Consider the following 25816-nt stretch of genomic DNA (forward strand, 5'->3'; position numbering starts at 1 on the left):
GGCCGCGCGCCGCATCGCCAGCCCTGCGCGCGGCACCCCAGCTCGCGCGCCGCACCGCCGGCGCCGCGCGGCACCCCGGCTTGCGCGCTGCACCGCCGGGCGCCGCTACAGCAACTCCGCGGCCACACTCGCCCGGAGATAGGCGTCCGCCCAGGCAGCAGCCGCTGCCTCACCCGGATCCGGGCCCAGTCGGGCGGCCAGCGCCTCCAGGGCAGCCGCCACCCGGTGCAGTCCGACCTGGGCCACCCCTCGCTGGGCCTCGCGCAACCGGCCAGGGACAGCGGGCGGCAGATGAGCCAACCCGGAATGGGCGATGTCGGCGAGCACCTCCCGCGCTTCCGCGACGGCCCCGGCCAGACGGTCGGCCCCCCGCTCGGCCACAATCCCAACCACCGGCGCGCCGCCCGCCGGGTCGACCTCTGCGCCGCCCGCCGGGCCGACCTTCGCACCGCCCGCCGGGCCGGCGTTCGCACCGCCCGCATGGTCGGCCTCCGCACCGCCCGCCGGGCCGGCGTTCGCACCGCCCGCGTGGTCGGCCTCCGCACCGCCCGCATGGCCGAATTTCGCGACGAGCCCCTCGATGCCCGGGGCCGCAGTGCTCGGCGCGGCCAGGTCCGGCACGATCGGTGGGCCGTCGGCGGAGATCGCGTACGGGTCGATCACCAGGCGGCCGCCGCTTCGGTGCACGCTGCCGGCGACGTACCTCGGCTGCCCGTGGCGCCCGGAGAACGCGTCGGCGACGGCGTCCAGCCGGCCGGGCGCCACCGCGGCATGGGTGGCGGCGACGATCGCCGCGACGCCGGCGCTGTCGCGGATCTCCACGGTGAGCCGCTGCGCCCCGGGTGCGTAACTCAGCCCGCGCACCTCCGCGATCGCGAGGACACGGACCAGTTCGGCGCGCACCCGGGCCCGGACCGGCCGCGGCGGCAGGCGGTCGAGTTCCGCAGCCAGGGCGGCGTAGTCGCGGACGAGCAGACCGGGCGGCAGACTCTCCCACGCGCCGCTCGTGAGGGTGACCGTCGATTTCGAGACGCGGCTCGTGGACAGGCGCACCACCCGGCTGGCGTTGCGTGCCGCGGCCTCGGTGATCAGGGTCCCACCGGCGAGCGCGCCGACCGTCGCCCCGCCGAGGCGCCGGCGGGACAGTGCGGCGCCGTCGTCGCCGGTGGTCCAGCTGCGATGCGAGACCAGGACCACTCCGGTCGCGGCCTGCGCGTGGAAGATCTCGACACGCCGCTGATCGTCGACCCCGGTGACCCGGGCGCCGAGGCCGTCCAGGCGTACCCGCCGCAACGGCGTCTCGGCGGCCTCCTCCGTGCCGAGCACCCGGGCACGCACTCCGGCCCCGGCGGCGGACGCCGCGGCACGATGCCGGGCGAACAGTTCCGCGATCAGGTCCGCGGCGGACTCGGGCGCGTACCGTGCGCTGCGCTCCCGGTAGGCGGCGAGCTGGTCGGCGAGTTCGCCTGCTGCGTCGAGCGGCCAGCGCAGGCCCGCCCGTTCGAGCCGGCTGAGATGCCCGGCGGCTGCCACGGCCAGGCCGTCGCCCGCATGCACCACGCCCGCCCGCAGCACCTCACCCGCGAACTCGACGACCGCCTCCAGCCCGGTCCCCGCCACGACAGACCCGGCGCCACCAGAACCAGCGCCGCCAGAACCAGCGCCGCCAGAACCAGCGCCACCGGGACTGACGCCGCTGGAACCAACACCGCCCGAATCGGCGCCGCCAGAGACAGCACCGCCAGAGACAGCGCCACCGGCACCGTCAGGACCGGCACCGTCAGGACCGGCAGCGGCGGAACCGGCCACGGGGCCGCCGACATCCACGACGCATTCGGCGACGCCGGGCTCGACGGCGTCCGCAGCCTGGAAGGCCCAGACCGCGAGGGCGATGACGTCATCGCGTACGCCGGCCCGCGCGTCGGTGTGCACATAGCCGAGGTCGTGCGGCACGAAGAAGCGCACCGTCGCCGCCGCCAGCTCGGCCACCGGTGCCGGCCCGCGCCGGATCCGCGCCGTGTATCCGGCCCGCCGCGCACGCCGCGCCGTCTCCACCAGGCGCGCCCCGATCCGCCGCACGAGCTCCGCGTCGGTGAACTCCCCCGGCGACCACTGTTCGGGCGGGGACGCAGGGGTGGCGGCGGACGCAGGGGTGGCGGCCGGCGCAGGGGTGGCGGCCGGCGCAACGCTCGCGGCCGGCGCAACGCTCGCGGCCGGCGCAACGCTCGCGGCCGGCGCAACGCTCGCGGCCGGCCCCGAGGTGGCCGGCGCGGGGGCAGGAGCGCGTTTGGCGGCGGAGGCCGGGGCAGCGGCGCGGTACGCGAAGATCAACGCAAGCAGGTGCCGGCAGATGCCGGTCGCACCGCATGAGCAGACACCCCGTTCGAGACCACCGACCGGCAGCTCCGCCCGAACCCCGTCGCTGAATTCGGCCACCACCGACAGCTCCGGCCCGGCCGAGATGCGTGGCGGGTCGCGGTCCGCTTCTCGCGCGGCCCGCTTCACCAGCCCCCGGTTGGTCAGTGCGGCCAGCGCCTCCGCATCCAGCGCCAGCAGGTCAGCCCGCACGTCCGCGCTCACCGCCCCACCCGCTCCGCGACGAAGGCGGCCAGTTCCCCCGGTGTCATGGCACCCACGGTCGCCCCCGCGTCGGCGAGCTTCTGGGCGCAGGCCCGGTCGTACGCCGGGTCGGCCTGGTCGTCCAGCGCCGCCAGGCCGAGCACGATGCTGCCCTGTTCGACGAGTCCGGCGACGGCCCGCACCAGCTCGGCCTCGGAACCGCCCTCGAAGAAGTCGCTGATCAGCGCGATGATCGTGCGCCGCGGCTGGTCCACCAGCTGGGCGGCGAAACGGACCGCGCGGGCGATGTCGGTGCCGCCGCCGAGCTGGGTCTTCATCAGCAGTTCGACGGGGTCGCTGACGTCCTCGGTCAGGTCGACCACGTCGGTGTCGAACGCGACCAGATGCGTCCGCACCCCGGGCAGGCCCCAGAGGCAGGCGGCGGTGACGGCCGAGTGGATGACCGACGGCAGCATCGACCCGGACTGGTCGACCAGCAGGATCACCTGCCACTGCGCGAGGTGCCGGCGCGTCCGCGAGAGGAAGTACGGCGTCTCGACGGAGATCCGCCGCTCCGCCGGGTCGAACCGCCCGAGGTTGGCACGGATCGTTCGTCTCGCGTCGAAGTCTCGGGCCTGCTTGAACCGGCTGGCCCGGCGGGCCCGGGCGCCGCTGAAGCTGTGCCGCGCCTCGGTGGAGAGTCGGGCCACCAGGTCGCGCACGACCGTTTCGACGAGGCGCCGGGCCAGCCGCAGCACCTCGGGGTTCATCAGGTGTTTGGTGCGCAGCACCGCCCGGAGCAGCGCCGGGTTGGGTTCGACCCGTTCCAGCACGGCGGGGTCGGTGACGATGTCGTGGATCTCGTATCGTTCGACGGCGTCGCGCTGCAGCCGTTCCACGGTCTCCTTGGGGAACAGCCGTGTGATCCCGTCCAGCCAGTCGACGATGGTCAGCCGGGACGGACCCGAGCCGCCCTGGCGCCGGATGTCGCGGCGGTCCAGTTCCTCGTCGCGGCCGTAGAGCCAGTCCAGCGCCGCGTCCCGGGCGGCCGCGTCGCCGTCGAGGCCGCCGAGGCACCGGCTGGCCGGCTCACCCAGGATCAGCCGCCATCGTTCCAACCCCGGATCCGTCATCAGTCGACCTCCACCCGGATCAGCCCGGCCCGGGCGAGTCTGCGCTCGATCTCCTCGTCCAGCGCGAGGCCCGCCGCCACGATCTCCGGCGCGACGCCCGCCCGCAGCAGGTCCCGTCCCGAGCCGCCGAGCCCGCGCCGGGCCAGCAGTTCCGTCGCGATGGCTTCGCGCTCGCGGGGCGGGAAGAACTCGAACGCCTGCCGCAGCGCCGGCAACGCCACCAGGAAGTCGTCGGCGCCGAGCCCGCCGACCAGTTCGTCGAGCAGCCCGAGGATGCCGTCCGGCGCCAGCACCGGCTCGCGGGCGACCGCGAACAGCCCGGCCAGCCAGTCCCCCGCGCTGCCACCGGCGAAGGCCCCTCGCACGGCCGCACCCGGCGCGGGCAGAGCCGGCACCGGGGACGCGGCCGGGTCTCGATCGACGAGGATCCACGCCAGGCCGTAGAAGGCCCCTCGCAGATCAGGCGGCGCCGCCCGGTCCGCGGCGATGCGCCCGGCCACCTCGGCCGCCCCGCCCGGCTCCACCCCCGCCCCGGCGCCGTGCAGCACGGCGTCGCGCACCGCGACCACCGCCCTGATCCGGGGCAGGTCAGCGGGCGCCCCGGCGCCGTGCCAGCCGTCGGCGAGCCACAGGATCCGGCCGGCCGCGGACCGCACCACCGCGCCCAGCGCCGCGCTGCCGGCGGTGCCGAGCAGCCGGTCGTGCCGCCACAGCGCCAGCGTCACGGCCAGCACCCGGCCGAGCGCGCCCAGGTCGGTGCCGGCCGCCACGCCCCGGGCCAGCCGTTCCGGCACGTCGGCGAGGAGGTCGGTGACCCCGCAGAGCGCCGCGTCGAAGAGTGCGCCGGCGAGCCCGGCGAGAGCGCCGGCCGCGGCGTCGATGCGCTGGGTGATCCGGGCGGCGGCGGCCGACTCCAGCGTCGCGCCGTAGCCGCCGGCCTCGATCAGGGTGACCAGCCGATGCTCGTGGGCCCGGACCGTCCACGTCTCGGTGTGCACCGGGTCGAGTCCGGTGGTGGGGCCGGTGGTCCGGTCGTACCCCGCGATGGCGAGAACCCGCAGCCGGTGCAGCAGCCGGCTGCGTTCCCGGCCCTCGGGTTCGAGCAGGTCGGCGCGGTGCTCGCCGGGCCGGTCCAGGCCGTGTCGTTCGAGTTCGGCGGTGGCCGCGTGGACGAGCGGCGGCAGTGGCGTGTCCCGGTGCAGACGGCCGACCCGGTCGCCGCTTAGCGCGGCAGTCATCTCGACCACGGCCGGGTGCTGGCCGGCCGCGACGGCGCCCCGCACCGACCAGGGCAGCGGCACGTCGAGGGCCTCGTTCACCAGGGCGGCGGCGAGGCCGTCCAGCACGTCGACCCGGGCCGGACGGTCGTGCCCGCGCAGCAGGGCGAGGGCCGAGGCGCTGGTGTGCGCGGCGATCAAATCGGCCGTGGAGACGGGTTGTCCCCGGCCGCGCAGCCGTTCCGCGACCGCGGTGGTCAGGTAGCGGGCCGCCGCGGCCGGGCCGTCCTCCCAGAGACGCTGGTAGTACTCCGGTGAGGGCATGCCGGACTGGTAGCCGGCGAAGGCGTCGAGGCGGCGGAACGAGTAGGGCACCAGGTAGCTGCCGGCTGTCGCGCCGTCCGGCGGCTGCGGAACCTCGGGCCACGGGGCCGGCCCCGCGGATGCCAGCCGCAGCAGCGCAGGCCGGTGGAAGCCGCCGACCACCGCGACCACCGGCCGCTCCCCCGCCTCCGCGCAGGCCGCCCTGACCCAGCGGGACATGTATTCCTCGCGGGCGGTGTCGGAGGGGCCGGCCGGGGAGTCGCCGCGGATCAGGTCGAAGTACGCGATCAGGCGCTCGGCGGTCCGGGCACCGGCGTCCATCTCGATCACGTGGTCCCACAGCGCATCGGTGTTGTCCACGCCGAACGTCACGCACAGCCGCTCGACCGCCTCCGCGTACCGCAGCTCGGCGTCCGCGTACCGGTTGCTGCGGCCGGCGAAGGCCTCGTGCCACGCGGGCAGATCGATGAAGCGCAGCTCGGCGCCGGCCGCCCGCCCCGCCTGCAGCGCCACCCACTCCGGCGAGTAGTCGCAGAACGGCGCCCAGGACGCGTGCCGCCGGTGCTGGTCGCGGTAACCGGTGAACACGGCCACCGGCAGCTCGTGCCCGAGCAGCAGCTCGGACATCCGGCCGTTCATCTCGGCCGGGCCCTCGACCAGCACGAACGCCGGGCGGAGTGCCGCGATGGCGGCCCTCACCACCCGGGCGCAGGCCGGGCTGTGGTGCCGGACGCCGATGACGGTGAGGTTCATCCGCCGGGTAGTTCCCGCCGGGCGTCGCGCAGCTGCCGCCACTGCTCGCCGGTGCGCCACGAGGTCTGCTGCTCCAGGTAGCGCCGCAGTTTCGCCAGGTCGTCGGCGTTGTCCTTGGCGGCGGTGCCGGCCAGGCAGGACACCAGGTCAGCGGCGCTGCCCGGGGCGCCGCGCAGGAACCACCCGCGCAGGCCGACCGCGTGCGCGACCGCCACCGCCTCGGCGGTGCTCATCACCGCGCTGAGCCGTTCCATCTCGTCGCCGCGCGCGGTCCGCCCGGTCCGCAACTCCCGGAACGTGGTGACCAGGACCTCCAGCACGTCGCGCCGGGGCGGCGCGGTCACCCCCGACCGGCGCAGCAGCGCGGTCGCCTCGGCCTCCACCAGCGTCAGCTCGGTGTCGAAGTCGGCGATCGGGAAGACCGTCTCGAAGTTGAACCGCCGTTTCAGCGCGGAGCTCATGTCGTTGACGCCACGGTCCCGGGTGTTCGCCGTCGCGATGATGTTGAAGCCGTCCCGGGCGAACACCATGCCGGCGGCGCCGGGCAGCTCCGGCACGGCCAGCACCCGGTCGGACAGCGGGGAGAGCAGGCAGTCCTGCACCTCGAGCGGGCAGCGGGTGATCTCCTCGAACCGGACCGTGCGCCCCTGGGCCATGCCCCGCAGCAGCGGCGCCGGGACCAGCGACCGTTCGCTGGGACCCTCGGCCACGAGCAGGGCATAGTTCCACGAGTATTTGATCTGGTCCTCGGTGGTGGCCGCGCCGCCCTGGACGGTGAGTGTCGAGTCGCCGCTGACCGCCGCCGCGAGCAGCTCGGAGAGCAGCGATTTCGCCGTGCCCGGCTCGCCGACCAGCAGCAGGCCGCGGCTGGTGGCGAGGCTGACCAGGGCGCGGTCGATGAGCGACGGGTCGCCGACGAACTTGCGGGTCACGCCGAGCTGCTCGTCGCCGACGATGAACGCCCGCGCGGCCCGCAGGCTGAGCACCCAGCCCGGCGGCCGCGGCGCGTCGTCGGTCTCCCGCAGCCGGGCCAGCTCATCGGCGTGGCGCACCTCGGCGGGCGGCCGCTGCGTCCGCTCGATCGGCGGATCACCGAGCATCCCGGTCACGACACCACCTCGCTGAGGTCCCGCAGCACCTCGGACACCGTGATCGCGTCGAGGCTGTCCAGGCCGGTGACGCGGCCACGCCGGAACCGGCGGCCGTGACCGCCGCGCTCGTCCACCCACACGTCCCGGATCTTCTGGTCCGGGAACTCGCCGACCATCCCCACCGCGACGCCCGGGTCGATCTCCACGATCAGCACCCGGTCGCCCGGCACGTCGCGCTCCAGCCAGCACTGGATCCCGGCGTCCTGCGGCGCCCCGCGACGCCACCCCCGGCGTTCCAGCCCGAGCAGCCGCCCGGTCGGCACGGTCGCCCCGACGACGCCGCCGGGCAGCGGCAGCGCGTGCACAGCGCGCCCGAGCTGCGGGAACGGCTGGAGGATCTCGTAGTCCGCGAAGACCTCCTGCCAGGCGGCCAGCGAGGAGCCGAGATGCAGCGGGTGCGCCACCCCGACGAGCTCGTCCTCGCCGAGGGTGACCGGCTCGTCGTGCACATCGGCGAACGACCGGTCCTCGGCGAGACGGAACCCGGTGCCGGACGGGGCGGACCGCAGCCACACCAGTCGCCGGCTCAGGTGCCAGACCAGCGGGTGCTCGACGAAGAACCGCCGGAAGTCCGCCACCGCCCACCGCCGCCCGTGCACCATCGCCTGCTCCAGCCGATGGATCTGGTCCCCGGCGAGCGCCCGGACGTCCTTCTTCAGGGCCGCGAACCGGGCCCAGGCCGCCGGCGCGAGCGCACTGTCGTCCTGGGTGCCCGGCTTGGGCAGCGCCTTGAGACGTTTCCCCGAACCGTCCGCCACCGTCGGCCGCAACTGCTCGTCGAAGCCCACCACGAACGACCGCCGGCCGTAGTCGAGCACGAGGCTGCCGTCGGGGTCGAGCCCCAGGTCGGGCACGAGCCGGTCAGCCAGCTCGGCAGCCGTCAGACCCCGGGTCGCCGCCAGCTCGTCGATCTTCTGCCGGGCCCGCTCCCGCAGCCCCTTGAACTTGACCTTCTGCGAGATGCCGTGCAAATACATCAGGGCGACGTCGGTGCCGATCGCGGCCAGCACGTCGAGGCCCGCCACCGCCCGCGCGTGCCCGCTCTCACCGGGCCAGGCCCGGATCACCGGGGTCAGTCGGCGCACCGTGTCGTCGTCGCCCACCCGGCCGAGCGCCCGCAGGGTCCAGGTCTGTGCCGCCGGGCTGCCGACCGCCCGCCACTGCTCGAACAGCGCCCAGGCGAACGCCGCCAGCTCGCCCCGCTCCACCTCGGCGGCGAGCCCGGCGAGCTCGGCCGGCCCGGGATCGGGCGACGCGAGCATCGTCATCACCCGCCGCACCGCGTCGCCCGGCAACGCGCCCCGCCCACCGCTGAGCCGGATCTGCGGCAGGAGCACCGGGTCGGCCCAGTCCGGCAGGACGGTGCCGGACGAGCCGGCCGGCGCCGGGCGGACCACCGCCGGCACATCCTTTGGCGACGCCTCCGGCACCCGCGAAGCCTCGATCTCGTCGACCGTGGCGGTCAGTCGCCGCGCAGCCACCTCGTCCAGCTCCGGCAGGACCACCGCCACCAGCTCGGGATGCATCGCCACCTGTCCGCGGAGCAGCTCCGGCGGCGCTTCCCCGGCCGCGGCCAGCAGGCGCAGGGCCCGGCGCGGGAACCGGCCGGCCGCCTCCAGCAGGAACCCGCGCACCCGCGGCATGCCGAGGCGCTCCAGCAGCACGGTGAAGGCCTCGTCCGACGGCAGCGCGGCCAGGATGCCGAGCAGCCGCTGCCGGTCCTCGCTGGCCAGGTATTCCGCGTCGAGCCACGGCCCGAACGCCGGCGCGATCGCCGGCCCGACCGAGGCCACCATCGTGTAGACGCCCTCCGGCTGACGGAACAACCCGTAGGAGCCCACCCGCGCGGCCAGTTCGATCGCCGTCGCCGGCTCCGCCACCGCGCACATCAGCAGGTCCTCGACCGCGCCGGGCAGGCCGGAAGTCGCCAGGGCGGCCGCACAGTCGGCCGCCACCCAGTCGGTCCGCTCCGGCGCCAGGAAGGAGATCAGCGCGTCGACAGCGAGCGCCCGCCCCCGCAGGGCAGCCAGGGAGTCGCCGGGGACGCCGCCCGCCAGACGCCGCAGCCGGCGGGCGATGACGGCGGCGAAATTCGCCGCGTATCCCCAGCTGCCGGCACGGCGGACGGGCTCCCCGACGCCGTGCTGGGCGCCGGAGAGCCCGGCCAGTTCGGCCGCCGCCGCGGCGGCGAAGGCCGGACCACCCCGGGCACACCAGTGGTCGGCGAAGATCGCCAGCCTGTCGACCTCGTGCCAGGGCAGCTGTTTGCCGAAGGCCAGGGCCACCACGGCGGCGCCCAGCGGTGGCGCCGCCGGGTCACCGTCCAGATAGGCCCGGCCGGCGGTCGCGAGGTCCGCCGCGGTCTCCGGATGCTCGAGGCTGCCCAGGACGGCCGCCCGCGACGAGCTCAGCAGCCGGTCGCCCTGGGCCACCCGGGCCTTGGCGACCGGCTGACCGGCGACGCCACCGCGGGGCAGCACGAAGCGTTGCCAGGCGGCCGGAACCTCGAAAAGATCCTCACTCACGGCAGGCACCCTAGCGAGGCCCTACGACAGAAAACGCCGCACGTTCGGCTCGGCCGACGCGGCCGGACCGCGCCACGCCACATGTCCGTCCGGCCGGACGAGCACCGCCTCGCCCGTATCGTGCGCCGGCGCCGCCACGCGCAGGCGGTCCGCGTACCCCGCCGTCAAGGGAGTGGCCGTGACCAGCACGAAAAGACCGGCCCGCAACGCCTCGTAGAGGCGTTCCCCGTCGCGAAGCGGCAGGTCGGCGGCCCGCGGCGCACCCGGATAGCCGATGCCGACGCCGGAGACGACGCCGGCCGCGCGCCGCACCACCGGCGGCAGCGCCAGCAACGCCGAGCCGACGGTGTTGCGCGCCCACCGGCCGGCGCGGGTCCGGACCATCGCCAGCCGGATCAGCGTGCCGCTGCTGCGCACCACCAGCCGGCCGACCGGGTGGCGTTCCGCCTGATAGCTGTCCAGCAGCCCGGCCGGTGCCCAGCCCTGCACTGTCGCAGCCAGTTTCCACGACAGGTTGGCGGCGTCCTGGAGGCCGGTGTTCATCCCCTGCCCGCCGGCCGGCGAGTGCACGTGCGCCGCGTCGCCGGCCAGGAAGACCCGTCCCACCCGGTAGCGCGGCGCCTGCCGCTCGTCGCTGTGGAACCGGGACAGCCAGCGCGCCTCGGTGATGCCGAAGTCCGTGCCGTGCACCCGCCGGGTGACCGCCCGCATCTCGTCGAGCGTCACCGGCGTACGGTCGGACACCTGGTTGCGCCGGTCCCAGGCGAAGATCCGGTACCACCCGTCGCCGAACGGCGCGACCATGGCGAACGCGTCGCCGACCGCGTTGACCGCGAGGGCCGTCTCGGGCGGCCTGGCCAGCCGCACGTCGGCCAGCATGATCGAGCTCAGCACGGCCTTGCCGGGGAACGGCAGGCCGAGGGCCTCGCGGACGGCGCTGTGCACGCCGTCGGCGCCGACCACGTAGCCGGCCGTGTCGACCGTGCCGTCGAGGTCCAGCGTCACCCGGTCCGCGGACTGGCGCAGGCCGGTCAGCCGGGCCCCGCGCACGATCCGCGCGCCGGCCTTCACCGCACGCTCCTCCAAGGCCTGCTCGACCCGGTACTGCGGGGTGATCAACAGGTACGGGAAGCGGGACGGGAGCCGGGACAGGTCGATCCGGATCCGGTCGAAGAGCCGCAGCTGCGCAACCCGGGCGCCGCCGGCCGCCAGCTCGTCGGCCAGGCCCCGGGCGTCGAGCAGCTCCAGGCTGCGGGCGTGCACCCCGAAGGCCCGGGTCAGGTTGGACGCCGAGGACCGGCGCTCGTAGACGGTCACCCGGACGCCCGCGGACGCCAGGTCGCCGGCGAGAAGCAGGCCGGTCGGCCCGGCTCCGATGATCGCGACAGTGCTGTGCATGAGGCCCTCCAGATGTTTGCCAACGCTTGTTGGCAATACTGGCCCTGCCGGCAACATCAAGTCAACAGGTGTTGGCCTACACTTGTTGGCATGACTGCTCCACGCCGTTCCGATCAGACCCGGGCCGCCATCCTGGCCGCCGCCCGCGAGCGCTTCGCGGCCGACGGCTTCGAGCGCGCCACCATCCGGGCGATCGCGGCCGACGCCCGCATCGACCCGTCGATGGTCATGCGTTATTACGGCAACAAGGAGAAGCTCTTCGCCGCCGCGGCCGAGTTCGACCTGCGGCTGCCCGACCTCGGCGAGGTGCCCGCCGACCAGCTGGGCGCCGTCCTGGTGCGGCACTTCCTGCACCGGTGGGAGGGCGACGAGACCCTGACCGCGCTGCTGCGCGCCGCGGTGACCCAGGAGGCGGCGACGGAGCGGCTGCACAAGATCTTCGCCGAGCAGCTCGGCCCGGTGGTCGCCCGGGTGGCGCCCGACCCGGCCGAGGCCCCCACCCGGGCCGGCCTGCTGGCCACCCAGATCCTCGGGCTGGCGCTGTGCCGCTTCATCCTGCGGCTGCCGCCGGTGGTCGCCCTGGACCGGGAGTCGGCGATCGCCTGGTTCGCCCCGACCGTGCAGCGTTACCTGAACGGCACGCCATGACATCACGCCATGACATAGAGTTCGCTCTATGGCTAGACGGCGCACCCTCCTCACTGCCACCGCTGCGGCCGCTGCCGCCGCCGCACCCCTGGCCGCACCAGCGCGAGCCGCGCAGGCGGCCGGCCCGCGCCGGCGCCCGCCCGGCGCCGAGTTGCGCGCCGTCCTGCGCGAGATCGATCAGGACCGGATCGAGGCCATCGTGCGCAAGCTGGCCTCGTTCGGCACCCGGCACACCCTCTCGTCGCAGGACGACCCGGTGCGCGGCATCGGCGCCGCCCGCGACTGGATCCACCAGGAGCTGCGGAAATACGCGGAGGCGTCGGAGGGCCGCCTGACCGTGGAGCTCCAGTCGTTCGTCCAGCCGGTGAGCCCGCGGATCCCGGTCCCCACCACGATCACCAACGTGATCGCCACCCTGCGCGGCAGCCGCACCCCCGACCGCGTCTACGTAATGACCGGCCATTACGACTCCCGCGCCTCCGACGTCCTGGACGCGACGAGCGACGCCCCCGGCGCCGACGACGACGCCTCCGGCGTGGCCGTGATCATGGAGCTGGCCCGCGTCCTGGCCACCCGCCGGCCGGACGCCACCATCGTCTTCGCCGCCGTCGCGGGCGAGGAGCAGGGTCTCTACGGCTCCGACCACATGGCCCAGGCCTTCAAGGACGCGAACACCGACATCCAGGCCATGTTCAGCAACGACATCGTCGGCACCGGCAACCCCGGCGACGGTACCCGGCCCGACCCGCGCACGGTCCGGCTCTTCGTCGAGGGGGTGCCCACCTCCGAGACGGCCGCGCAGGCCAACACCCGCCGCAGCGTCGGCGGGGAGAACGACGGCCCGTCCCGTCAGCTGGGCCGCTTCGTCGAAGAGGTCGCGGAGAACCCGCAGACCGGCATGAACGTCCGGGTCATCTGGCGCCGCGATCGTTATCTGCGCGGCAGCGACCACATCTCGTTCCTGCTGCGCGGCTACCCCGCGGCCCGGTTCACCGAGCCCCGGGAGAACTTCGCGCACGAGCACCAGGACGTCCGCGTCGTCGACGGCGTGCAGTACGGCGATCTCGTCGAGTTCTGCGACTTCGCCTACATCGCCCGGGTGGCCAGGGTCAACGCCGCCACCCTCTGGTCGCTCTCCCAGGCCCCCGGCACCCCGCGCGGCGTGGTCATCGACACCACCCAGCTCACCAACGAGACCACGCTGCGCTGGCAGCCCGGCACCGAGTCCGACCTCGCGGGATATGAGGTGCTCTGGCGCGAGACGACGGCACCCGGCTGGGAACACGTCGTCAAGGTCGGCAACGTCACCGCGGTCACCCTCGACATCTCCAAGGACAACGTCTTCTTCGGCGTGCGCGCCGTCGACAGCGCCGGCAACTGCAGCCCCACTGCCGCACCACACCCAAGCTGATTTCGTACGCCCAGACAGGTCCCGGGGCCACACCGCGACCCGGCCGCGACACCGGGCCGTTGCGCGCCCGCCGGGCTGAAGCGCGGGTCGAGCTCACGGCCCCCTCAGCGCGGCGCCGTGCCAGGCCGGCGGCCCACCGCCGGTCAGCCCGACGGACGGCGGCCGTCAGTCGATGGTGTGCCCGCCGTTGACCGTGATCCGCTCCCCCGTGACGAAGCGGGCCGCGTCCGACGCCACGAACGCCACCACGTCCGCGATGTCCGCCGGAGTGCCGATCCGGCCCAGCGGCACCTCCGCCACGTACCCGGCGGTGTCCGCCGCGCCGTGCCGCTCCACCGGGATCCAGCCCGGCGCGACCACGTTCACGGTCACCCCGTGCCGCCCCAGCTCCCGCGCCCAGGTCCGGGCCAGCCCGATCTGCGCCCCCTTGGCCGCGTTGTAGGCCGAGGCCCCCGGCAGCGCCCGCTCGAACGAGTCCGACCCGATGTGGATGAACCGCCCGCCACCCAGCTCCTTCATCCCCGGCAGCGTCGCGGCGAGCAGCAGCGTCGGCGACTTGACGAAGAACTCCAGCTGGTCGAGGTGGTCCTGCCAGGTGACGTCCTCCGCCGCGGCGGCCGGCTGCGGGCCGGTGGCGTTGGCGACGACCACGCGCACCGGGCCGAGCTTCTCCCGGGCGGCCGCCACGAGTCCTCGTACCGCAGCCTCATCGGTGATGTCGGCCCGCAGAGCCGCAGCCCGGCCGCCCGCCGCGACGATCTCCTCGACGACGCGCGAAGCGCCGTCGGCGTCGCCCCGGTAATTGACCGCCACCGGCCAGCCGTCGGCGGCCAGCCGGCGCGCGATGTGCGCGCCCAGACCGCGGGAGGCACCGGTGACCAGGGCACTGCCGGAGATCGTCACAGCGGCACAGTATCCGGCTTCCGTTCCGGCAGCAGCAGCACGTCGGCGATGACCCGGCCGTCGGGAGTGAGCCGGCCCGCCGCCGGGCTGTCATAGACGACCAGCACCCGGTCGTCACCCAGCTTGCTGATGCCCTCCGCGCGGTCGCCGCCCTCGGCCCAGGTCAGCTCCACCTCCCGGCTGATCAGATCGTGCCGGACGATCGTCGGCAGCTCCGCCTTGCAGGCCTCCCGCCAGCGATAGATGCGCACCGGCCCGTCCAGGGCCATCGTCGGCCCGGCCAGCACGAGCAGGTCGTCACCGTCCGGGCAGAGGTCGCGGATGCCGAGGCCGTCCAGGTTCAGCACGTGTTTGCGATAGAGCCGCCCGTCGGAGAACGGCAGCAGCCGCAGCCGTCCCGGCTCGTTCTCGGCCACGAACGGCCGCAGCTCCAGCACGAACGCCCAGCCCCGCAGCACCGGCCCGCGCAGCCCGAGGTAGACCCGGTCGTCACGCACCGCGATCCCCTCGATGTCCAGGCCGTTGTCCTTGCCCGGGATCGGCAGGAACGGCCCCAGGTGCTCGTCGTCGCGCAGCAGCCGGCGCAGGTCCTCGCGCCCGCTCAGCACCGCGGCGTGGTGCCGCACCCCGCCCGCGACCAGCGACCGGACCGGGGTGGGCAGGCCGTCCACGTCGGCGATCGGCAGCCGTACCAGAATCTGCCGGTTGTCCTGACCCTCGACCCGGGCCAGCCGGCGCAGCGCCTTCTGCCCGCCGTGCCGCTCCTTGATCTGCTTGCGGCGCAGGCTGTGCGAGCCGATCGCCCAGAGGAAGTGGCCGGACCGCGCCAGCCCCTCGATGTCCGCCTCCTCGTCGGCGTCCGCGCCGGGCAGGCCGACGAAGTCGGCCAGCCGGTACCGCACCTCGGAGCCGAACTCGGACGGCCGCACCGGGTCGTCGGGCAGCAGCCGCTCGACGGTCGCGGTCTCGTCCCCGGCGATCCAGAGCGCGGGCCCGTCCAGCCGGACCGCGGAGAGGTTGATGTGGGTGAACGCCTGCTGCGACTCCTGCGAGAAACGCAGCCCCACGGTGTAGTCGACCGTCATGACTCTGATCGTCGCACCACGCCGCTCGCCCTCCGCCGAAGATCAGACATAGAGTCAGGTGATGGTGACCTTTCCGGTGGACGACGTCGTCCCGGCCGCCGAGCCGCTGCCCACCCGGCCGTTGCGGGAACTGCACCCGGACGCCCTGGTGACCGGCGGCGACCCGGACCTGCCGGTGCTGGCGCCCGACGGCGTGCATCCGCTGCTCAGCGCGGTGGCCAGGGCACACGCCGAGCACCGCCCGCTGGTCCTGTCGCCGGACGCGGTGTGGCTGACCATCGCGCACGGGGTCGCCCACCACGTCCGCCTGCACGCCGAGGAGCTGCGGCCGCTGCTCGTCGACCATCCCGGGCGTAAACGGCTGACCGTGACGATGCCGGGGCCGATGCCGCTGGACAGCGCCTCCTGGTCGCGGATCGCGGACCGGATGTCGGAGCAGATCAAGGCGGACGACCTCTTCCTCTGCGACTTCTCCACGAGCGGCGACGCCGAGCGGGTCGCGTCCCAGGTGGTGATGCTCGACGCCTACTCGCCGTACTACGCCTACTGGGTCACGTTCCTCTGCGGCATCCCGGCTGTCACGCTGACCGGCACGGTCGAGGACTGGCGCCGGATCCGCGCACGGGTGGACCATCTGCCCGGGCTCGGCATGGACCAGTGGGCCCGGTCGCTGGGACCGATCCTCGACCAGTTCGTCCGGGCCGCCGCCGGCCGCCCCGACACCGCGTTCTGGCAACGGATCTTCAGCCCGGTCGACGCGTACGGCGGGGACGTGGTGACCGGCTGGATCGCGCGCCTCTACCCGTACCTGCTCGGCGAGCTCACCGTCGACGACCCGAACCGGCTCCTGGACCTGCCGATCGGCGAGCCGCGTGACGTGGCCGCCGAGCACGGCTTCTACCGCGGCCCCGGGATCACCACCGCCCAGGTGCCGGCCACCCTGTCGCGCGTCGTGATCAACACGAACGACCGGGCGGCCGGCGTGAACGGCGCGGTGGCCCTGCACGCCGGCCTGGCCGGTGTCGCCCAGGACCCCGGCGGCGCGTTGCGGCCGGTCGCCGGCTGGCACCTGACGCCCGCGCCGATCGACATCGACGACGTGCTGGACCGGCTCGTCCGGGAGCACCGGACCACCCCGCCGGGCGAGTGGAACCCGTGGGGCGGCGGCGACGCCGCCCTGCACGCCCTGGACCGGCGGATCGGCTCCGCCACTCTCTTCGACGGCGCTTGGCGCATCCTGCCGCGCGACGAGCGCCCCACCGGCCTTTCCCCGGCCGGCCACCTGATCACCGCGGTGGTGCGGCTCGCCGACGGCCGCAGCGTCTGCGCCGTGGACGACCACGAGAACGCGACGACACACTGGATCGTCCACCGGCTCGGCGAGCCGGACCCGAGCGATGCCCCGGTCTACGGCACGTCGCTGGCGGCGCTGCTGCAGGCCGCCCTGGACTCCGGTGGCGACATCGACCACCTGGAGACCGGGCGGTTCTCCCAGCTGTAGGCCAGTTCCCGCGAAGTGCTTCCCCGCCCGGCTACCGTTGCGCCATGCGGCAGGTCTACGCGCACCAGGCGACGCTCGTTCCCGGCTCCGATCCCGCCGCGCCCGGCGCTGCGGTCACGGCCGCGCTCTGCGGGTACTGGGAACACGAGCCGCCCTGCCCGCTCGCCCCGCACCACACCGCCGCGCACCCCGACGGCGACCACCTGCGGCTGCGGATCCTCTTCGCCACCGAGCCGAATCGGGTCGACGAGGTGCGCGCCCGCCTCGACACCGCGCTGGCCACCGGCGACTGGCAGCTGCTCGACTCCGGCTGCGCCCGTGTCGAGAAGGACGAACGCCCCCACGCCCGGCGGTTGCTCCGAAATCGCTGAAGCGGCGCGCCGAGGGACATAGTCTGCGAGCATGCTCGTCACTGTCGTCGCCGACTACGGCACCGGGGACCTCGCCTTCGCCGAGGTCCGGCAACGGATCGCCCGGCTGCTGCCGGACGCGGACGTCACCGAGGTCCCGGTGCCGGCCTTCGACACGGTCGGCGCCGGCTTCTGCGTCGCCCAGCTCGCCTTCGGCGAAGGACCGGAGAACCGGATCGTGTACGCGAACGTCGCTCCCCGCCAGGACCGCGACGAGCCACGGGCGAACAACGCCGGCGAACGGCTCGCCGCCGCCCGCCTCGACTCCGGCGTGCTGGTGGTCGGCGTGGCGTCCGGCGCCAGCCTGTCCTTCCTGGCCGCCGAGGGCGTGACCGTCCGCTCCGTCGACGTCGCCGACCACGGCTCCCAGTTCCGCTCCCGCGACGTCTTCCCGGCCGCCCTCGCCGCGCTGGCCCACGGCGACGACTCCCTGCTCGGCGACGACCTGCCGGTCGCGCCGCCGCCGAAACACGCGGTCGCCTACATCGACGGCTACGGCAACATCAAGACCACCTGGGACGAGGCCCCCGCCCCGGTGGGCACGGTGGTGCGCGTCCGGATCGGCGAGATCGAGGCCGAGGCCACCGTCAGCGACGGCGTCTTCGAGGTCCGCGCCGGCACCATGTCCTTCGCCCCCGGCAGCTCGGGCTGGCCCCGGGGCGACGGTGCCGGCCAACGTTGGTGGTACGAGCTGCTCTCCCGGGGCGGCAACGCCGCCCAGCACTTCGGCAACCCGCCGGCCGGCACCCCGGTGAGCATCATTCCCTGACCCACACCGTGGCGACTTACGGCTCGATTCGCGCCCGAACTCACCACGCACAAACGAACACCGCCGCGTAGAGGCGACCAGGCCACGCTTGCTGGGGCACCAGCGTGTGTGTGAAGTTGCGCCCACGGGCGCACCCGAAGTTCACACGCTGGTTGAGGCGGCGCGCGGGGACGCGACCGGGCCGGCTGCCTGGGAGGCGGCCGGCCCGGGATCGGCGGTGGGGTCAGGCGCCGCGGAGGGTGGCTCCGTGGCGGGTGGTGGTCAGCGCGACGGCAGCGTCCCGGGCGGTGAGCGTCTCCTCGGACGTGAGGGTCCGGTCGGGAGCCCGGAACGTCAGCTTGTAGGCCAGCGACCGCTTGCCCTCGCCCAGCTGGGCGGACTCGTAGACGTCGAACAACGACACCGACTCCAGCAGCGGGCCCGCACCCTCGGTCAGGGTGGCCTGGACCTCGGCCGCGGGGACGGTGGCGTCCAGGACGAGCGCCACGTCGATCAGGGCGGGCGGGAAGGTGGAGATGCGCGGGGCCTCGGCGACCGGGACGTCGGGCAGGACGTCCAGGTCGAGTTCGGCGGCGGCGGTGCGCTTCGGGAGGTCGAAGGCGGCCACCACGGCCGGGTGCAGTTCGCCCGCGTGGCCGGCGACCTGGTCGTCGACCAGGATCTCGGCGCACCGGCCGGGGTGCCACGGTGCGCGTTCGGTGGCGCGTACCGTGATCCGGTCTTCGCGGATGCCCGCGGCGGAGAGCGCGACGCGCACCGCCTCGATGGCGTCCGCCCAGCTCGCGGGGCGGCCCGCGCCCCACCAGCCGGCCGGTTCGATGTCGCCGGCCAGCACGACCGCGAGGTGCCACGGCTGCGCCGGGACGATCTCGTTGGCGGAGCGCCACTCCTCGTCGGTGGGGCGACGATCCACACCGAGCACGGGCGGGGCGGTCGCGGTCAGATGCGGCAGGAAGACCGTGCCGGTCTCGAAGAGCGCCACGTCGCGCCGGCCGCGGCCCAGGTTGCGCTTGAGGGTGCCGAGCAGCGGGGCCAGCAGGCTGGTGCGCAGCAGCGGCTCCTCCTCGGACAGCGGGTTGGTCAGGCGCACCGCGCTGCGCCGCGGGTCGTCCGCCGGCAGGCCGAGCGCGTCGGCGGTGCCGGGGGCGACGAACGGGTAGCAGAGCACCTCGACGTACCCGTTCTCGGCCAGCGCCCGCCCCACCGAACGGCGCCGTTTCTGCGCCGCGGTCAGGCCGTTGCTGCTGCCGGACGGCGGCAGCACGCTCGGGATGTCGTTGTAACCGCCGAGCCGGGCCACCTCCTCGACCAGGTCGATCGGGGCCAGCAGGTCGGGCCGCCAGGACGGCGGGACGACCGTCAGCACGTCGCCCTCGCCGTCGCTGACCGCACAGCCGGTCGTGCGGAGCAGCGACGCGACCCGGGCGGCGTCGTAGGAGAGGCCGATCAGCGACGACGGCAGCGACACCGGCAGCGCGATCGGCGCCGGCGCGGCGATGTGGTCGATGTCGAGCACCCGCTCGTCGACGGTGCCGCCGGCGTGCTCCACCAGGATCTCGACGGCCCGCTGCAGCGCCGGCAGCGCGGCCTGCGGGTCGACGCCACGCTCCCAGCGCTTGGCGGCCTCGCTGAACAGCTTGTGCCGGCGCGCCGTGCGGCCGACCATGACCGGGTCCCAGTGCGCGGCCTCCAGCAGCACGTCGACCGTACCGGGCTGCCACTCGCTGGTCTCGCCGCCCATCACCGCGGCGAGCGAGATCGGCCCCGTCTCGTCGCAGATCACCATGTCCTCGGCGTCGAGCACGCGCGCGGCACCGTCCAGGGTGGTCAGCTTCTCGCCGGGGTGGGCGCGGCGCACCACCAGGCCGCCGCGGAGCCGGTTCAGGTCGAAGACGTGCATCGGCTGGCCGTACTCGAGCATCAGGTAGTTGGTGATGTCGACCGGCAGCGAGATGGCCCGGATGCCGGCCGCGATGAGCCGCCGCTGCATCCACGCCGGGGACTGCGCCTGCGGGTCGATGCCGCGGACCACGCGGGCCGCGAACCGGTCACAGCCGACGGTGTCCTCGACCGAGACGTCCCACGGCGCGTCGGCGGTCGCGCCCGGCGCCGCGGCGAGGACCGGGTCGGTGAACGGCACGCCGAAGTGGGTGGCCAGCTCACGCGCGAGGCCGCGGACGCTCATCTCGTAACCGCGGTCCGGGGTGATCTCGACCTCGATCAGCACGTCGTCGAGGCCGACCACCGGCCGGGCGTCCACACCCGGCGTCGCGGAGCCGGCCGGCAGCACGATGATCCCGGAGTGGTCCCCGGACAGGCCGAGCTCCGCCGCCGAGCAGATCATGCCGTTCGAGTTGCGGCCGTACGTCTTGCGGGCGCCGATCTTGAAACCGCCGGGCAGCTCGCCGCCGGGCAGGATGACCACCACGAGGTCGCCCTCGGCGAAGTTGCGCGCGCCGCAGACGATCTCCTGCGGCGCGTCCCGCCCGACGTCGACGGTGCAGAACCGGATCGGCTTCTTGAAGCCGGTCAGCTCCTCGATGGTGAGGACCCGGCCGACGACCAGGTCACCGAGGACGGTGGCGGCCTGGTCGACGATGCCCTCGACCTCCATGCCGAGGTTGGTCAGCGCCGTGTCCAGCTCCGAAGCGGTGATCCCCGCGGGCAGCTCGACGTGCTCGCGCAGCCACGACAGTGACGTCTTCATCGCTTCAGGCCTCCATTCCGAAGTTCGTGGTGAACCGCACGTCGCCCTCGACCATGTCGCGCATGTCGCTGACGCCGTTGCGGAACATCAGGGTCCGCTCGACACCCATGCCGAACGCGAAGCCCGAATAGCGTGCCGGGTCGATGCCGCAGGCGACGAGCACCCGCGGGTTGACCATGCCGCAGCCACCCCACTCGACCCAGCGCGGGCCGTCGCGGTGCTGGGGGAACCAGACGTCGAACTCGGCGGACGGCTCGGTGAACGGGAAGTAGTGCGGACGCCAGCGGGTCCGCGCCGAGGGCCCGAACATGGAGCGGGCGAAGTGGTCCAGGGTCCCGCGCAGGTGGGCCATCGTGATGCCCTCGTCGATGACCAGGCCCTCGATCTGGTGGAACACCGGGCTGTGCGTGGCGTCCAGCTCGTCGGTCCGGTAGGCGCGGCCCGGGCTGACGATGTAGATCGGCGGCTGCCGGGTGAGCATGGTCCGCACCTGCCCCGGCGACGTGTGGGTGCGCATCACCAGGCCCGGCACGTCCACGAAGAACGTGTCGGAGGAGCCGCGCACCGGGTTGTCCGGGCCGATGTTGAGCGCGTCGAAGTTGGCCCACTCGAGCTCCAGCTGGGGACCGTCGACGATGTCGTAGCCCATGCCGATGAAGACGTCGGCCATGTGCTCCATCAGCGTGGTCAGCGGGTGCCGGGCGCCGCGCGGCCGGCGGGTCCACGGCAGCGTGACGTCGACGCGCTCCTCGACCAGCACGCGGGCGGCCCGGTCGGCCTCCAGCTCCGCGACGCGGGCGTCGTAGGCGGCCTGCACGGCCTGCCGGGCCACGTTGACCCGCTTGCCGGCGTCGGACTTGGCGGCCGGCGGCAGCGAGCCGATCTCCCGGCGGGCGAGCGACACCGGCGAGCGGTCGCCCAGGTGCACGGATTTGAGGGCGCCGAGCGCGTCGAGGTCGGCGGCCGCGGCGAACGCCTTCTCGGCGTCGGCCACCGCTGCCTCGAGCGCCTCGGGCGTGAGCAGGGCGGCCTGCTTCGGATCGTAAGGATCGTTGCGGTAGGTCATGGTCGGGCGAACTCCCTAACACCGGATGAGCCATCGGGCAGTGTACGGAGGCACGGCTCAGCCGCAGCCCACCGGTCGGGGAAGTTCGCGCAGGAGAGTGTCAGACCCGGCGCCCGCGACCAGCGGGCCGAATAAACAGCTGCAGACCTGACATGCGGCCCAGCATACCGTCAGCGGTGCGCGCGGGCCGAGGCATATAGGCAGACCGCGGCCGCCGCGGCGAGGTTCAGGCTCTCCGCACCGCCGTAGATCGGCACCCGCACCCGCCGGTCGGCCGCCGCCAGCAGATCATCGGGGAGCCCGTGCGCCTCGGCGCCGAACAGCCAGGCCGTCGGCACCGCCAGCAGGCCGCCGTCGAGCAGCGAATCCACGTCGTCGTCCCCGGTCCCGCTGGTGGCGAGCACCTGGAGGCCCGAGTCCTGCAGCAGCTCGGTCACCGACAACGGCGCGCGCACCACGTCCACATGGAACAACGAGCCGGCTGATGCCCGTACACACTTGCCGTTGTAAGGATCGACGGCGTCGCCTGCGAAGATCACCGCGCTCGCACCCGCCGCGTCCGCCGTGCGCAGCACGGTCCCGGCATTGCCGGGGTCCCGGATCTCAGCGACCACCGCGACCAGGCGCGGCCGTTTCGCCAGCGCGTCGCCGATCGGCACATCGATCTGCTCGCAGAGCGCGACCAGCCCCTGCGGGTGCACGGTCTCGGTGAGCGCCGCCAGCGCGTCGTCGGTCACCGGGGAGACCTCCGGCGCCTGCGCGGCCAGGTCGGCGTGGCGGTCCAGCGCGGCGGCGGTGCCGAACAGCTCGAGCACCACGCCGGCGGCCAGCGCCTCGCGCACGGCCTGCGGGCCCTCGGCCAGGAAGCGGCCGCTCTGATCGCGGTCCCTGCGGCGCTGCAGGCGGCGGGCCGCGACGATTCTGGGGGTACGGGGAGTGAACATCAGCACCGATCCATAAGGCGAGGCGCCCCCCGAACCCTCGGGAGGCGCCTCGAACGTGCTACGCGATATCAGGCAGCCTGAGCGGCGGCGCCGCCGGTGCCCTCGGCGGCCACAGCCGCGCGAGCGATCTCGACGATGCCGGCGAACGCGGCGGCGTCGTTGACCGCGAGGTCCGCCAGGATCTTGCGGTCGACCTCCACCTCGGCCAGCTTGAGGCCCTGGATGAGGCGGTTGTAGGTCATCCCGTTGGCCCGGGACGCCGCGTTGATGCGCGTGATCCACAGCTGGCGGAAGTCGCCCTTGCGGTCACGGCGGTCGCGGTAGGCGTACTGCATCGAGTGCAGCACCTGCTCCTTGGCCTTGCGGTACAGCCGCGAGCGCTGACCGCGGTAGCCACTCGCGGTCTCGAGCAGGGTACGGCGCTTCTTCTGGGCGTTTACCGCCCGCTTGACGCGTGCCATTTCTAGTTACTCCTTAGGGGAAACTGGTCAGGCGCGCGTCAGCGGCCCAGAAGCTTCTTCACTCGCGCGGTGTCGGCCTTGGCCACAACGACCGTGCCGGTCATCCGGCGGGTGACGTGGGAGCTCTTGTGCTCCAGCAGGTGACGCTTGCCGGCCTGCTCGCGCACGATCTTGCCCTTGCCGGTGACCTTCACCCGCTTACCCATGCCGGTGTGGCTCTTCATCTTCGGCACTTGACGCCTCTTTCTGATCTTTCCCCGCGCCGGGGGGCACGAGAAAAAGCTAATTACTCTGCGGTGGTTTCGGCAGCCTGGGCCGGAGCGGTCTCGACGACGTCGCCCTCACGCGGTTCCCGCGGCGGGCGCGCGTTGGCGGCGACGGTCGCTGCCGCTGCGGCCTTCGTGGCCCGGTGCGGAGCGAGCACCATGATCATGTTCCGGCCGTCCTGCTTCGGGCTGGCCTCGACGAAGCCGAGCTCCGAGATCTCCTCGCTGAGCCGGCGCAGGAGCCGGAAACCCAGCTCGGGGCGGCTCTGCTCACGACCACGGAACATGATCGTCACCTTGACCTTGTCGCCCGCCTTGAGGAACCGGACCACGTGACCCTTTTTGGTCTCGTAGTCGTGCGGGTCGATCTTCGGCCGGAGCTTCATCTCCTTGATGACGGTCTGCTGCTGGTTGCGTCGCGCTTCGCGGGCCTTGAGTGCGCTCTCGTACTTGAACTTGCCGAAGTCCATGAGCTTGCACACCGGCGGCCGCGCCATCGGAGCAACCTCGACCAGGTCCAGGTCGACATCCGCGGCCAGCTGAAGGGCGCGCTCGAGCGGCACGATGCCGACCTGCTCACCCTCCGGACCGACCAGGCGGACCTCACGAGCCCGGATCTGTTCGTTCACGCGTGGTTCGACGCTGATGGGGCCTCCTCAGAACGTTGTTCTCACCCGCGGCTGCGGGCGATGCCAATGTCGGTCGGCCCCGAGTGTCCCGCTGGATGAGCGGGACGCCGGGAAAGCAGAAGGCCCCGGCATGCCGGGGCCCGCTCGACCGGTCATCGGCGTCCAGGGGAGGACGCACGCCACACCGGGAACAATCCCGGTGTGGGAGACCGGACCCGGCCACTCAGGGTGACTCGGGTGGGAACCTGCGGGCTCCTCTTTCGCGCCTGCGCTCTTTCGACAAGGAACGTGAGCGCAGGCGTGGTCGACTGGCGGCAAGTCTATCAGGCTGTTTCAGCGGCGGAATGCAAGGCCCTGAGCGTACGAACTCCGTCCACCGCGTAGTCCTTGTCCACCGCCTGCAGCGCGTGGATCGCCACCTGCTCGTCGTCGTGCAGCTCCAGGCTGGCCCACGCCGAGTTCCGGTCGAACCGCACCGCGCGCACCACCGACCACGGCAGGTCGTAGCCGCCGATCACGTTGCGCACCCGCACGCCCGACTCGTCGGCGACCACCCGCGGCCGGCAGAACGCCAGGATGCCCAGGCCGAGCAGCACGCCCAGCCCGATCATCGCGACCTGGTCGCCGCGCTGGAAGCTCATCCGGGAGTCCTGGAACCCGCCGCTGCCCTTCAGCCCGAAGCTCATCACGGTGAAGAGCGCGGCGACGGCCAGCGCCCCCGGGATCGCAACGGTACGGATCTTCCTGGGTCGGTACGTCACGGCGGTCATCCCATCACAGCCGGCAGTTGGCGATGTCGGTGACCAGGATGGCACGGGCGCCCAGCTCGTAGAGCTCGTCCATGATGCGGTGCACGCTGCTGCGCTGGACCATGGCCTCGACGGCGACCCAGCCCTCCCGGTGCAGCGGGGACACGGTGGGCGACTCGATTCCCGGCGTCAGGCTGGTGGCCTGGTCGAGCAGGTCGGCTCGGACGTCGTACGCCAGCATCACGTAGTTGCGGGCGACCAGCACGCCCTGCAGACGCCGCAGCAGCTGCGCGGCGCCGGCCGGCGCCTCTTCCTCACGCCCGATCAGGATCGCCGACGACCTCATGATCGGCTCGCCGATCGTCACCAGGCCGGCCTGGCGCAGCGTCGCGCCGGTCTCCACCACGTCGGCGATCAGGTCGGCCACGCCGAGCCGCACGGCGTTCTCCACCGCGCCGTCGAGGCGGACCACGTCGGCCTTGAGCGAGTTGTCAGCCAGGTAGCGGTTCACCACGCCGGGGTAAGCAGTGGCGATCCGCCGCCCGCCGATCTCGTCGGTGCCGGCGAGCCCGCCGGCCGGGGCGGCCCACCGGAAGGTGGCCCCGCCGAAGTTCAGATCGAGCAGCTCGGTGGCCGGCACCCCGGAGTCGACCAGCAGGTCCCGGCCGGTGATACCGAGATCCAGGTCACCGGATCCGACGTAGGTGGCGATGTCGCGGGGGCGCAGATAGAAGAACTCGACGTTGTTGGCTTCGTCACGGCAGATCAGATCTTTGGGGTCGGTGCGCTGGCGATAGCCGGCGTCCCGCAACATCTGTGAAGCCGGACCGGAGAGGGTGCCCTTGTTCGGAATGGCGATGCGCAGCATCGGACGTGCTCCTTCGAAGATGAGTTCGGGTCGCGGGTGCACGTCACAGATGTCGGTAGACGTCCTTCAATTCCAGTCCGGTGGCGATCATCAGCACCTGGGCCTGGTAGAGCAGCTGGGAGATCTCCTCGGCAGCGCGTTCCGGGCCCTCGTGCTCGGCCGCCATCCACGACTCGGCCGCCTCCTCGACGACCTTCTTGCCGATGAAGTGGACTCCGCGCTCCAGCGCCTCGACGGTGCCCGAGCCGGGGGTCTGTTCCGCCGCCTTGCGTTGCAACTCGGCAAACAGTTCTTCGAACGTCTTCACGAGCAACGATTGTGGCAGCTCATCACGTCTTG

The 25816-nt window shown here is 73.5% G+C and carries 22 protein-coding genes; 5 read left to right on the forward strand and 17 right to left on the reverse strand.

What is annotated here, in order from left to right:
• Window positions 1-105 precede the first annotated feature (105 nt).
• From AC0NH5_RS14910 to AC0NH5_RS14935, 6 genes are read right to left on the reverse strand one after another with little or no spacing between them, the layout of a single operon-like run.
• The gene (locus AC0NH5_RS14910; RefSeq protein WP_474403897.1) at window positions 106-2580 is read right to left on the reverse strand and encodes a hypothetical protein; all 2475 of its coding nucleotides are present in this window, start codon (window positions 2578-2580) and stop codon (window positions 106-108) included.
• Entirely contained in the window at window positions 2577-3692 is a 1116-nt protein-coding gene (locus tag AC0NH5_RS14915) for a VWA domain-containing protein (protein ID WP_474403899.1), read from the reverse strand. The genes AC0NH5_RS14910 and AC0NH5_RS14915 overlap by 4 nt, the downstream gene beginning before the upstream one ends.
• Window positions 3692-5986 (reverse strand): DUF5682 family protein, encoded by a 2295-nt coding sequence (locus AC0NH5_RS14920; RefSeq protein WP_474403901.1) that lies wholly within the window; start codon window positions 5984-5986, stop codon window positions 3692-3694. The genes AC0NH5_RS14915 and AC0NH5_RS14920 overlap by 1 nt, the downstream gene beginning before the upstream one ends.
• Window positions 5983-7086 carry an ATP-binding protein gene (locus AC0NH5_RS14925; protein WP_474404432.1) on the reverse strand — a complete coding sequence of 368 codons (1104 nt, stop codon included), beginning with the start codon at window positions 7084-7086 and terminating at the stop codon, window positions 5983-5985. The genes AC0NH5_RS14920 and AC0NH5_RS14925 overlap by 4 nt, the downstream gene beginning before the upstream one ends.
• Window positions 7087-7091: 5 nt before the next feature.
• Complete coding sequence (locus AC0NH5_RS14930; RefSeq protein ID WP_474403903.1) at window positions 7092-9662, reverse strand: DUF4132 domain-containing protein; 2571 nt, start codon at window positions 9660-9662, stop codon at window positions 7092-7094.
• Window positions 9663-9683: 21 nt separating this feature from the next.
• Complete coding sequence (locus AC0NH5_RS14935; RefSeq protein ID WP_474403905.1) at window positions 9684-11060, reverse strand: FAD-dependent monooxygenase; 1377 nt, start codon at window positions 11058-11060, stop codon at window positions 9684-9686.
• A gap of 90 nt (window positions 11061-11150) precedes the next feature.
• Between AC0NH5_RS14935 and AC0NH5_RS14940 the strand changes: the two genes are divergently transcribed.
• Together AC0NH5_RS14940 and AC0NH5_RS14945 are read left to right on the forward strand one after the other, a co-directional pair.
• On the forward strand, window positions 11151-11708 hold the full coding sequence (locus AC0NH5_RS14940; protein WP_474403908.1) for a TetR/AcrR family transcriptional regulator: 558 nt from the start codon (window positions 11151-11153) through the stop codon (window positions 11706-11708).
• 28 nt (window positions 11709-11736) lie between these two features.
• Entirely contained in the window at window positions 11737-13119 is a 1383-nt protein-coding gene (locus AC0NH5_RS14945; RefSeq protein ID WP_474403910.1) for a M20/M25/M40 family metallo-hydrolase, read from the forward strand.
• Between the two features lie 165 nt (window positions 13120-13284).
• Here the strand turns inward: AC0NH5_RS14945 and AC0NH5_RS14950 are convergent, their stop codons facing one another.
• Together AC0NH5_RS14950 and AC0NH5_RS14955 are read right to left on the reverse strand one after the other, a co-directional pair.
• Complete coding sequence (locus tag AC0NH5_RS14950) at window positions 13285-14022, reverse strand: SDR family oxidoreductase (RefSeq protein WP_474403913.1); 738 nt, start codon at window positions 14020-14022, stop codon at window positions 13285-13287.
• A complete protein-coding gene (locus tag AC0NH5_RS14955) occupies window positions 14019-15107 on the reverse strand; it encodes a DUF3616 domain-containing protein (protein ID WP_474403915.1) in 1089 nt (362 codons plus the stop codon). The genes AC0NH5_RS14950 and AC0NH5_RS14955 overlap by 4 nt, the downstream gene beginning before the upstream one ends.
• 61 nt (window positions 15108-15168) lie before the next feature.
• Here AC0NH5_RS14955 and AC0NH5_RS14960 point away from each other — a divergent pair, with 61 nt between their 5' ends.
• From AC0NH5_RS14960 to AC0NH5_RS14970, 3 genes are read left to right on the forward strand one after another with little or no spacing between them, the layout of a single operon-like run.
• A complete protein-coding gene (locus AC0NH5_RS14960) occupies window positions 15169-16608 on the forward strand; it encodes a DUF4419 domain-containing protein (RefSeq protein WP_474403917.1) in 1440 nt (479 codons plus the stop codon).
• Window positions 16609-16652: 44 nt separating this feature from the next.
• The gene (locus AC0NH5_RS14965) at window positions 16653-16979 is read left to right on the forward strand and encodes a hypothetical protein (RefSeq protein WP_474403918.1); all 327 of its coding nucleotides are present in this window, start codon (window positions 16653-16655) and stop codon (window positions 16977-16979) included.
• A gap of 31 nt (window positions 16980-17010) precedes the next feature.
• Complete coding sequence (locus tag AC0NH5_RS14970) at window positions 17011-17787, forward strand: hypothetical protein (protein ID WP_474403920.1); 777 nt, start codon at window positions 17011-17013, stop codon at window positions 17785-17787.
• 223 nt (window positions 17788-18010) lie between these two features.
• Here AC0NH5_RS14970 and pheT read toward each other — a convergent pair whose 3' ends face one another.
• The 9 genes from pheT to AC0NH5_RS15015 all read right to left on the reverse strand — a co-directional run bounded on the left by pheT (window position 18011) and on the right by AC0NH5_RS15015 (window position 25784).
• A complete protein-coding gene (pheT, locus tag AC0NH5_RS14975) occupies window positions 18011-20494 on the reverse strand; it encodes a phenylalanine--tRNA ligase subunit beta (protein ID WP_474403922.1) in 2484 nt (827 codons plus the stop codon).
• A gap of 4 nt (window positions 20495-20498) precedes the next feature.
• Window positions 20499-21560 carry a phenylalanine--tRNA ligase subunit alpha gene (gene pheS / locus AC0NH5_RS14980; RefSeq protein ID WP_474403924.1) on the reverse strand — a complete coding sequence of 354 codons (1062 nt, stop codon included), beginning with the start codon at window positions 21558-21560 and terminating at the stop codon, window positions 20499-20501.
• Window positions 21561-21730: 170 nt separating this feature from the next.
• Window positions 21731-22504, reverse strand: a complete 774-nt coding sequence (locus AC0NH5_RS14985) for a TrmH family RNA methyltransferase (RefSeq protein WP_474403926.1) — start codon at window positions 22502-22504, stop codon at window positions 21731-21733.
• A 68-nt stretch (window positions 22505-22572) separates the two neighbouring features.
• Window positions 22573-22965: a 50S ribosomal protein L20 gene (rplT, locus tag AC0NH5_RS14990; RefSeq protein ID WP_474403928.1), complete on the reverse strand. Its 393-nt coding sequence runs from the start codon at window positions 22963-22965 to the stop codon at window positions 22573-22575.
• Between the two features lie 38 nt (window positions 22966-23003).
• On the reverse strand, window positions 23004-23198 hold the full coding sequence (gene rpmI / locus AC0NH5_RS14995) for a 50S ribosomal protein L35 (RefSeq protein ID WP_043528306.1): 195 nt from the start codon (window positions 23196-23198) through the stop codon (window positions 23004-23006).
• A 53-nt stretch (window positions 23199-23251) separates the two neighbouring features.
• On the reverse strand, window positions 23252-23860 hold the full coding sequence (infC, locus tag AC0NH5_RS15000; RefSeq protein ID WP_474403930.1) for a translation initiation factor IF-3: 609 nt from the start codon (window positions 23858-23860) through the stop codon (window positions 23252-23254).
• 323 nt (window positions 23861-24183) lie between these two features.
• Window positions 24184-24630 (reverse strand): PH domain-containing protein, encoded by a 447-nt coding sequence (locus tag AC0NH5_RS15005; RefSeq protein ID WP_474403932.1) that lies wholly within the window; start codon window positions 24628-24630, stop codon window positions 24184-24186.
• 4 nt (window positions 24631-24634) lie between these two features.
• Entirely contained in the window at window positions 24635-25477 is an 843-nt protein-coding gene (gene hisG, locus AC0NH5_RS15010) for an ATP phosphoribosyltransferase (RefSeq protein WP_474403934.1), read from the reverse strand.
• Between the two features lie 43 nt (window positions 25478-25520).
• Entirely contained in the window at window positions 25521-25784 is a 264-nt protein-coding gene (locus tag AC0NH5_RS15015; protein ID WP_196418021.1) for a phosphoribosyl-ATP diphosphatase, read from the reverse strand.
• Between the last annotated feature and the right edge of the window lie 32 nt (window positions 25785-25816).

Source organism: Actinoplanes sp. 13, from assembly GCF_056134165.1.

Bases quoted from the DNA above. Each gene is read 5' to 3' on its own strand.
- AC0NH5_RS14915 (WP_474403899.1), bottom strand. From the start codon at position 3,692: ATGACGGATCCGGGGTTGGAACGATGGCGGCTGATCCTGGGTGAGCCG.
- AC0NH5_RS14920 (WP_474403901.1), bottom strand. From the start codon at position 5,986: ATGAACCTCACCGTCATCGGCGTCCGGCACCACAGCCCGGCCTGCGCC.
- AC0NH5_RS14925 (WP_474404432.1), bottom strand. From the start codon at position 7,086: ATGCTCGGTGATCCGCCGATCGAGCGGACGCAGCGGCCGCCCGCCGAG.
- AC0NH5_RS14935 (WP_474403905.1), bottom strand. From the start codon at position 11,060: ATGCACAGCACTGTCGCGATCATCGGAGCCGGGCCGACCGGCCTGCTT.
- AC0NH5_RS14940 (WP_474403908.1), top strand. From the start codon at position 11,151: ATGACTGCTCCACGCCGTTCCGATCAGACCCGGGCCGCCATCCTGGCC.
- AC0NH5_RS14945 (WP_474403910.1), top strand. From the start codon at position 11,737: ATGGCTAGACGGCGCACCCTCCTCACTGCCACCGCTGCGGCCGCTGCC.
- AC0NH5_RS14955 (WP_474403915.1), bottom strand. From the start codon at position 15,107: ATGACGGTCGACTACACCGTGGGGCTGCGTTTCTCGCAGGAGTCGCAG.
- AC0NH5_RS14960 (WP_474403917.1), top strand. From the start codon at position 15,169: ATGGTGACCTTTCCGGTGGACGACGTCGTCCCGGCCGCCGAGCCGCTG.
- AC0NH5_RS14965 (WP_474403918.1), top strand. From the start codon at position 16,653: ATGCGGCAGGTCTACGCGCACCAGGCGACGCTCGTTCCCGGCTCCGAT.
- AC0NH5_RS14970 (WP_474403920.1), top strand. From the start codon at position 17,011: ATGCTCGTCACTGTCGTCGCCGACTACGGCACCGGGGACCTCGCCTTC.
- pheT (WP_474403922.1), bottom strand. From the start codon at position 20,494: ATGAAGACGTCACTGTCGTGGCTGCGCGAGCACGTCGAGCTGCCCGCG.
- pheS (WP_474403924.1), bottom strand. From the start codon at position 21,560: ATGACCTACCGCAACGATCCTTACGATCCGAAGCAGGCCGCCCTGCTC.
- AC0NH5_RS14985 (WP_474403926.1), bottom strand. From the start codon at position 22,504: ATGTTCACTCCCCGTACCCCCAGAATCGTCGCGGCCCGCCGCCTGCAG.
- rplT (WP_474403928.1), bottom strand. From the start codon at position 22,965: ATGGCACGCGTCAAGCGGGCGGTAAACGCCCAGAAGAAGCGCCGTACC.
- AC0NH5_RS15005 (WP_474403932.1), bottom strand. From the start codon at position 24,630: ATGACCGCCGTGACGTACCGACCCAGGAAGATCCGTACCGTTGCGATC.
- hisG (WP_474403934.1), bottom strand. From the start codon at position 25,477: ATGCTGCGCATCGCCATTCCGAACAAGGGCACCCTCTCCGGTCCGGCT.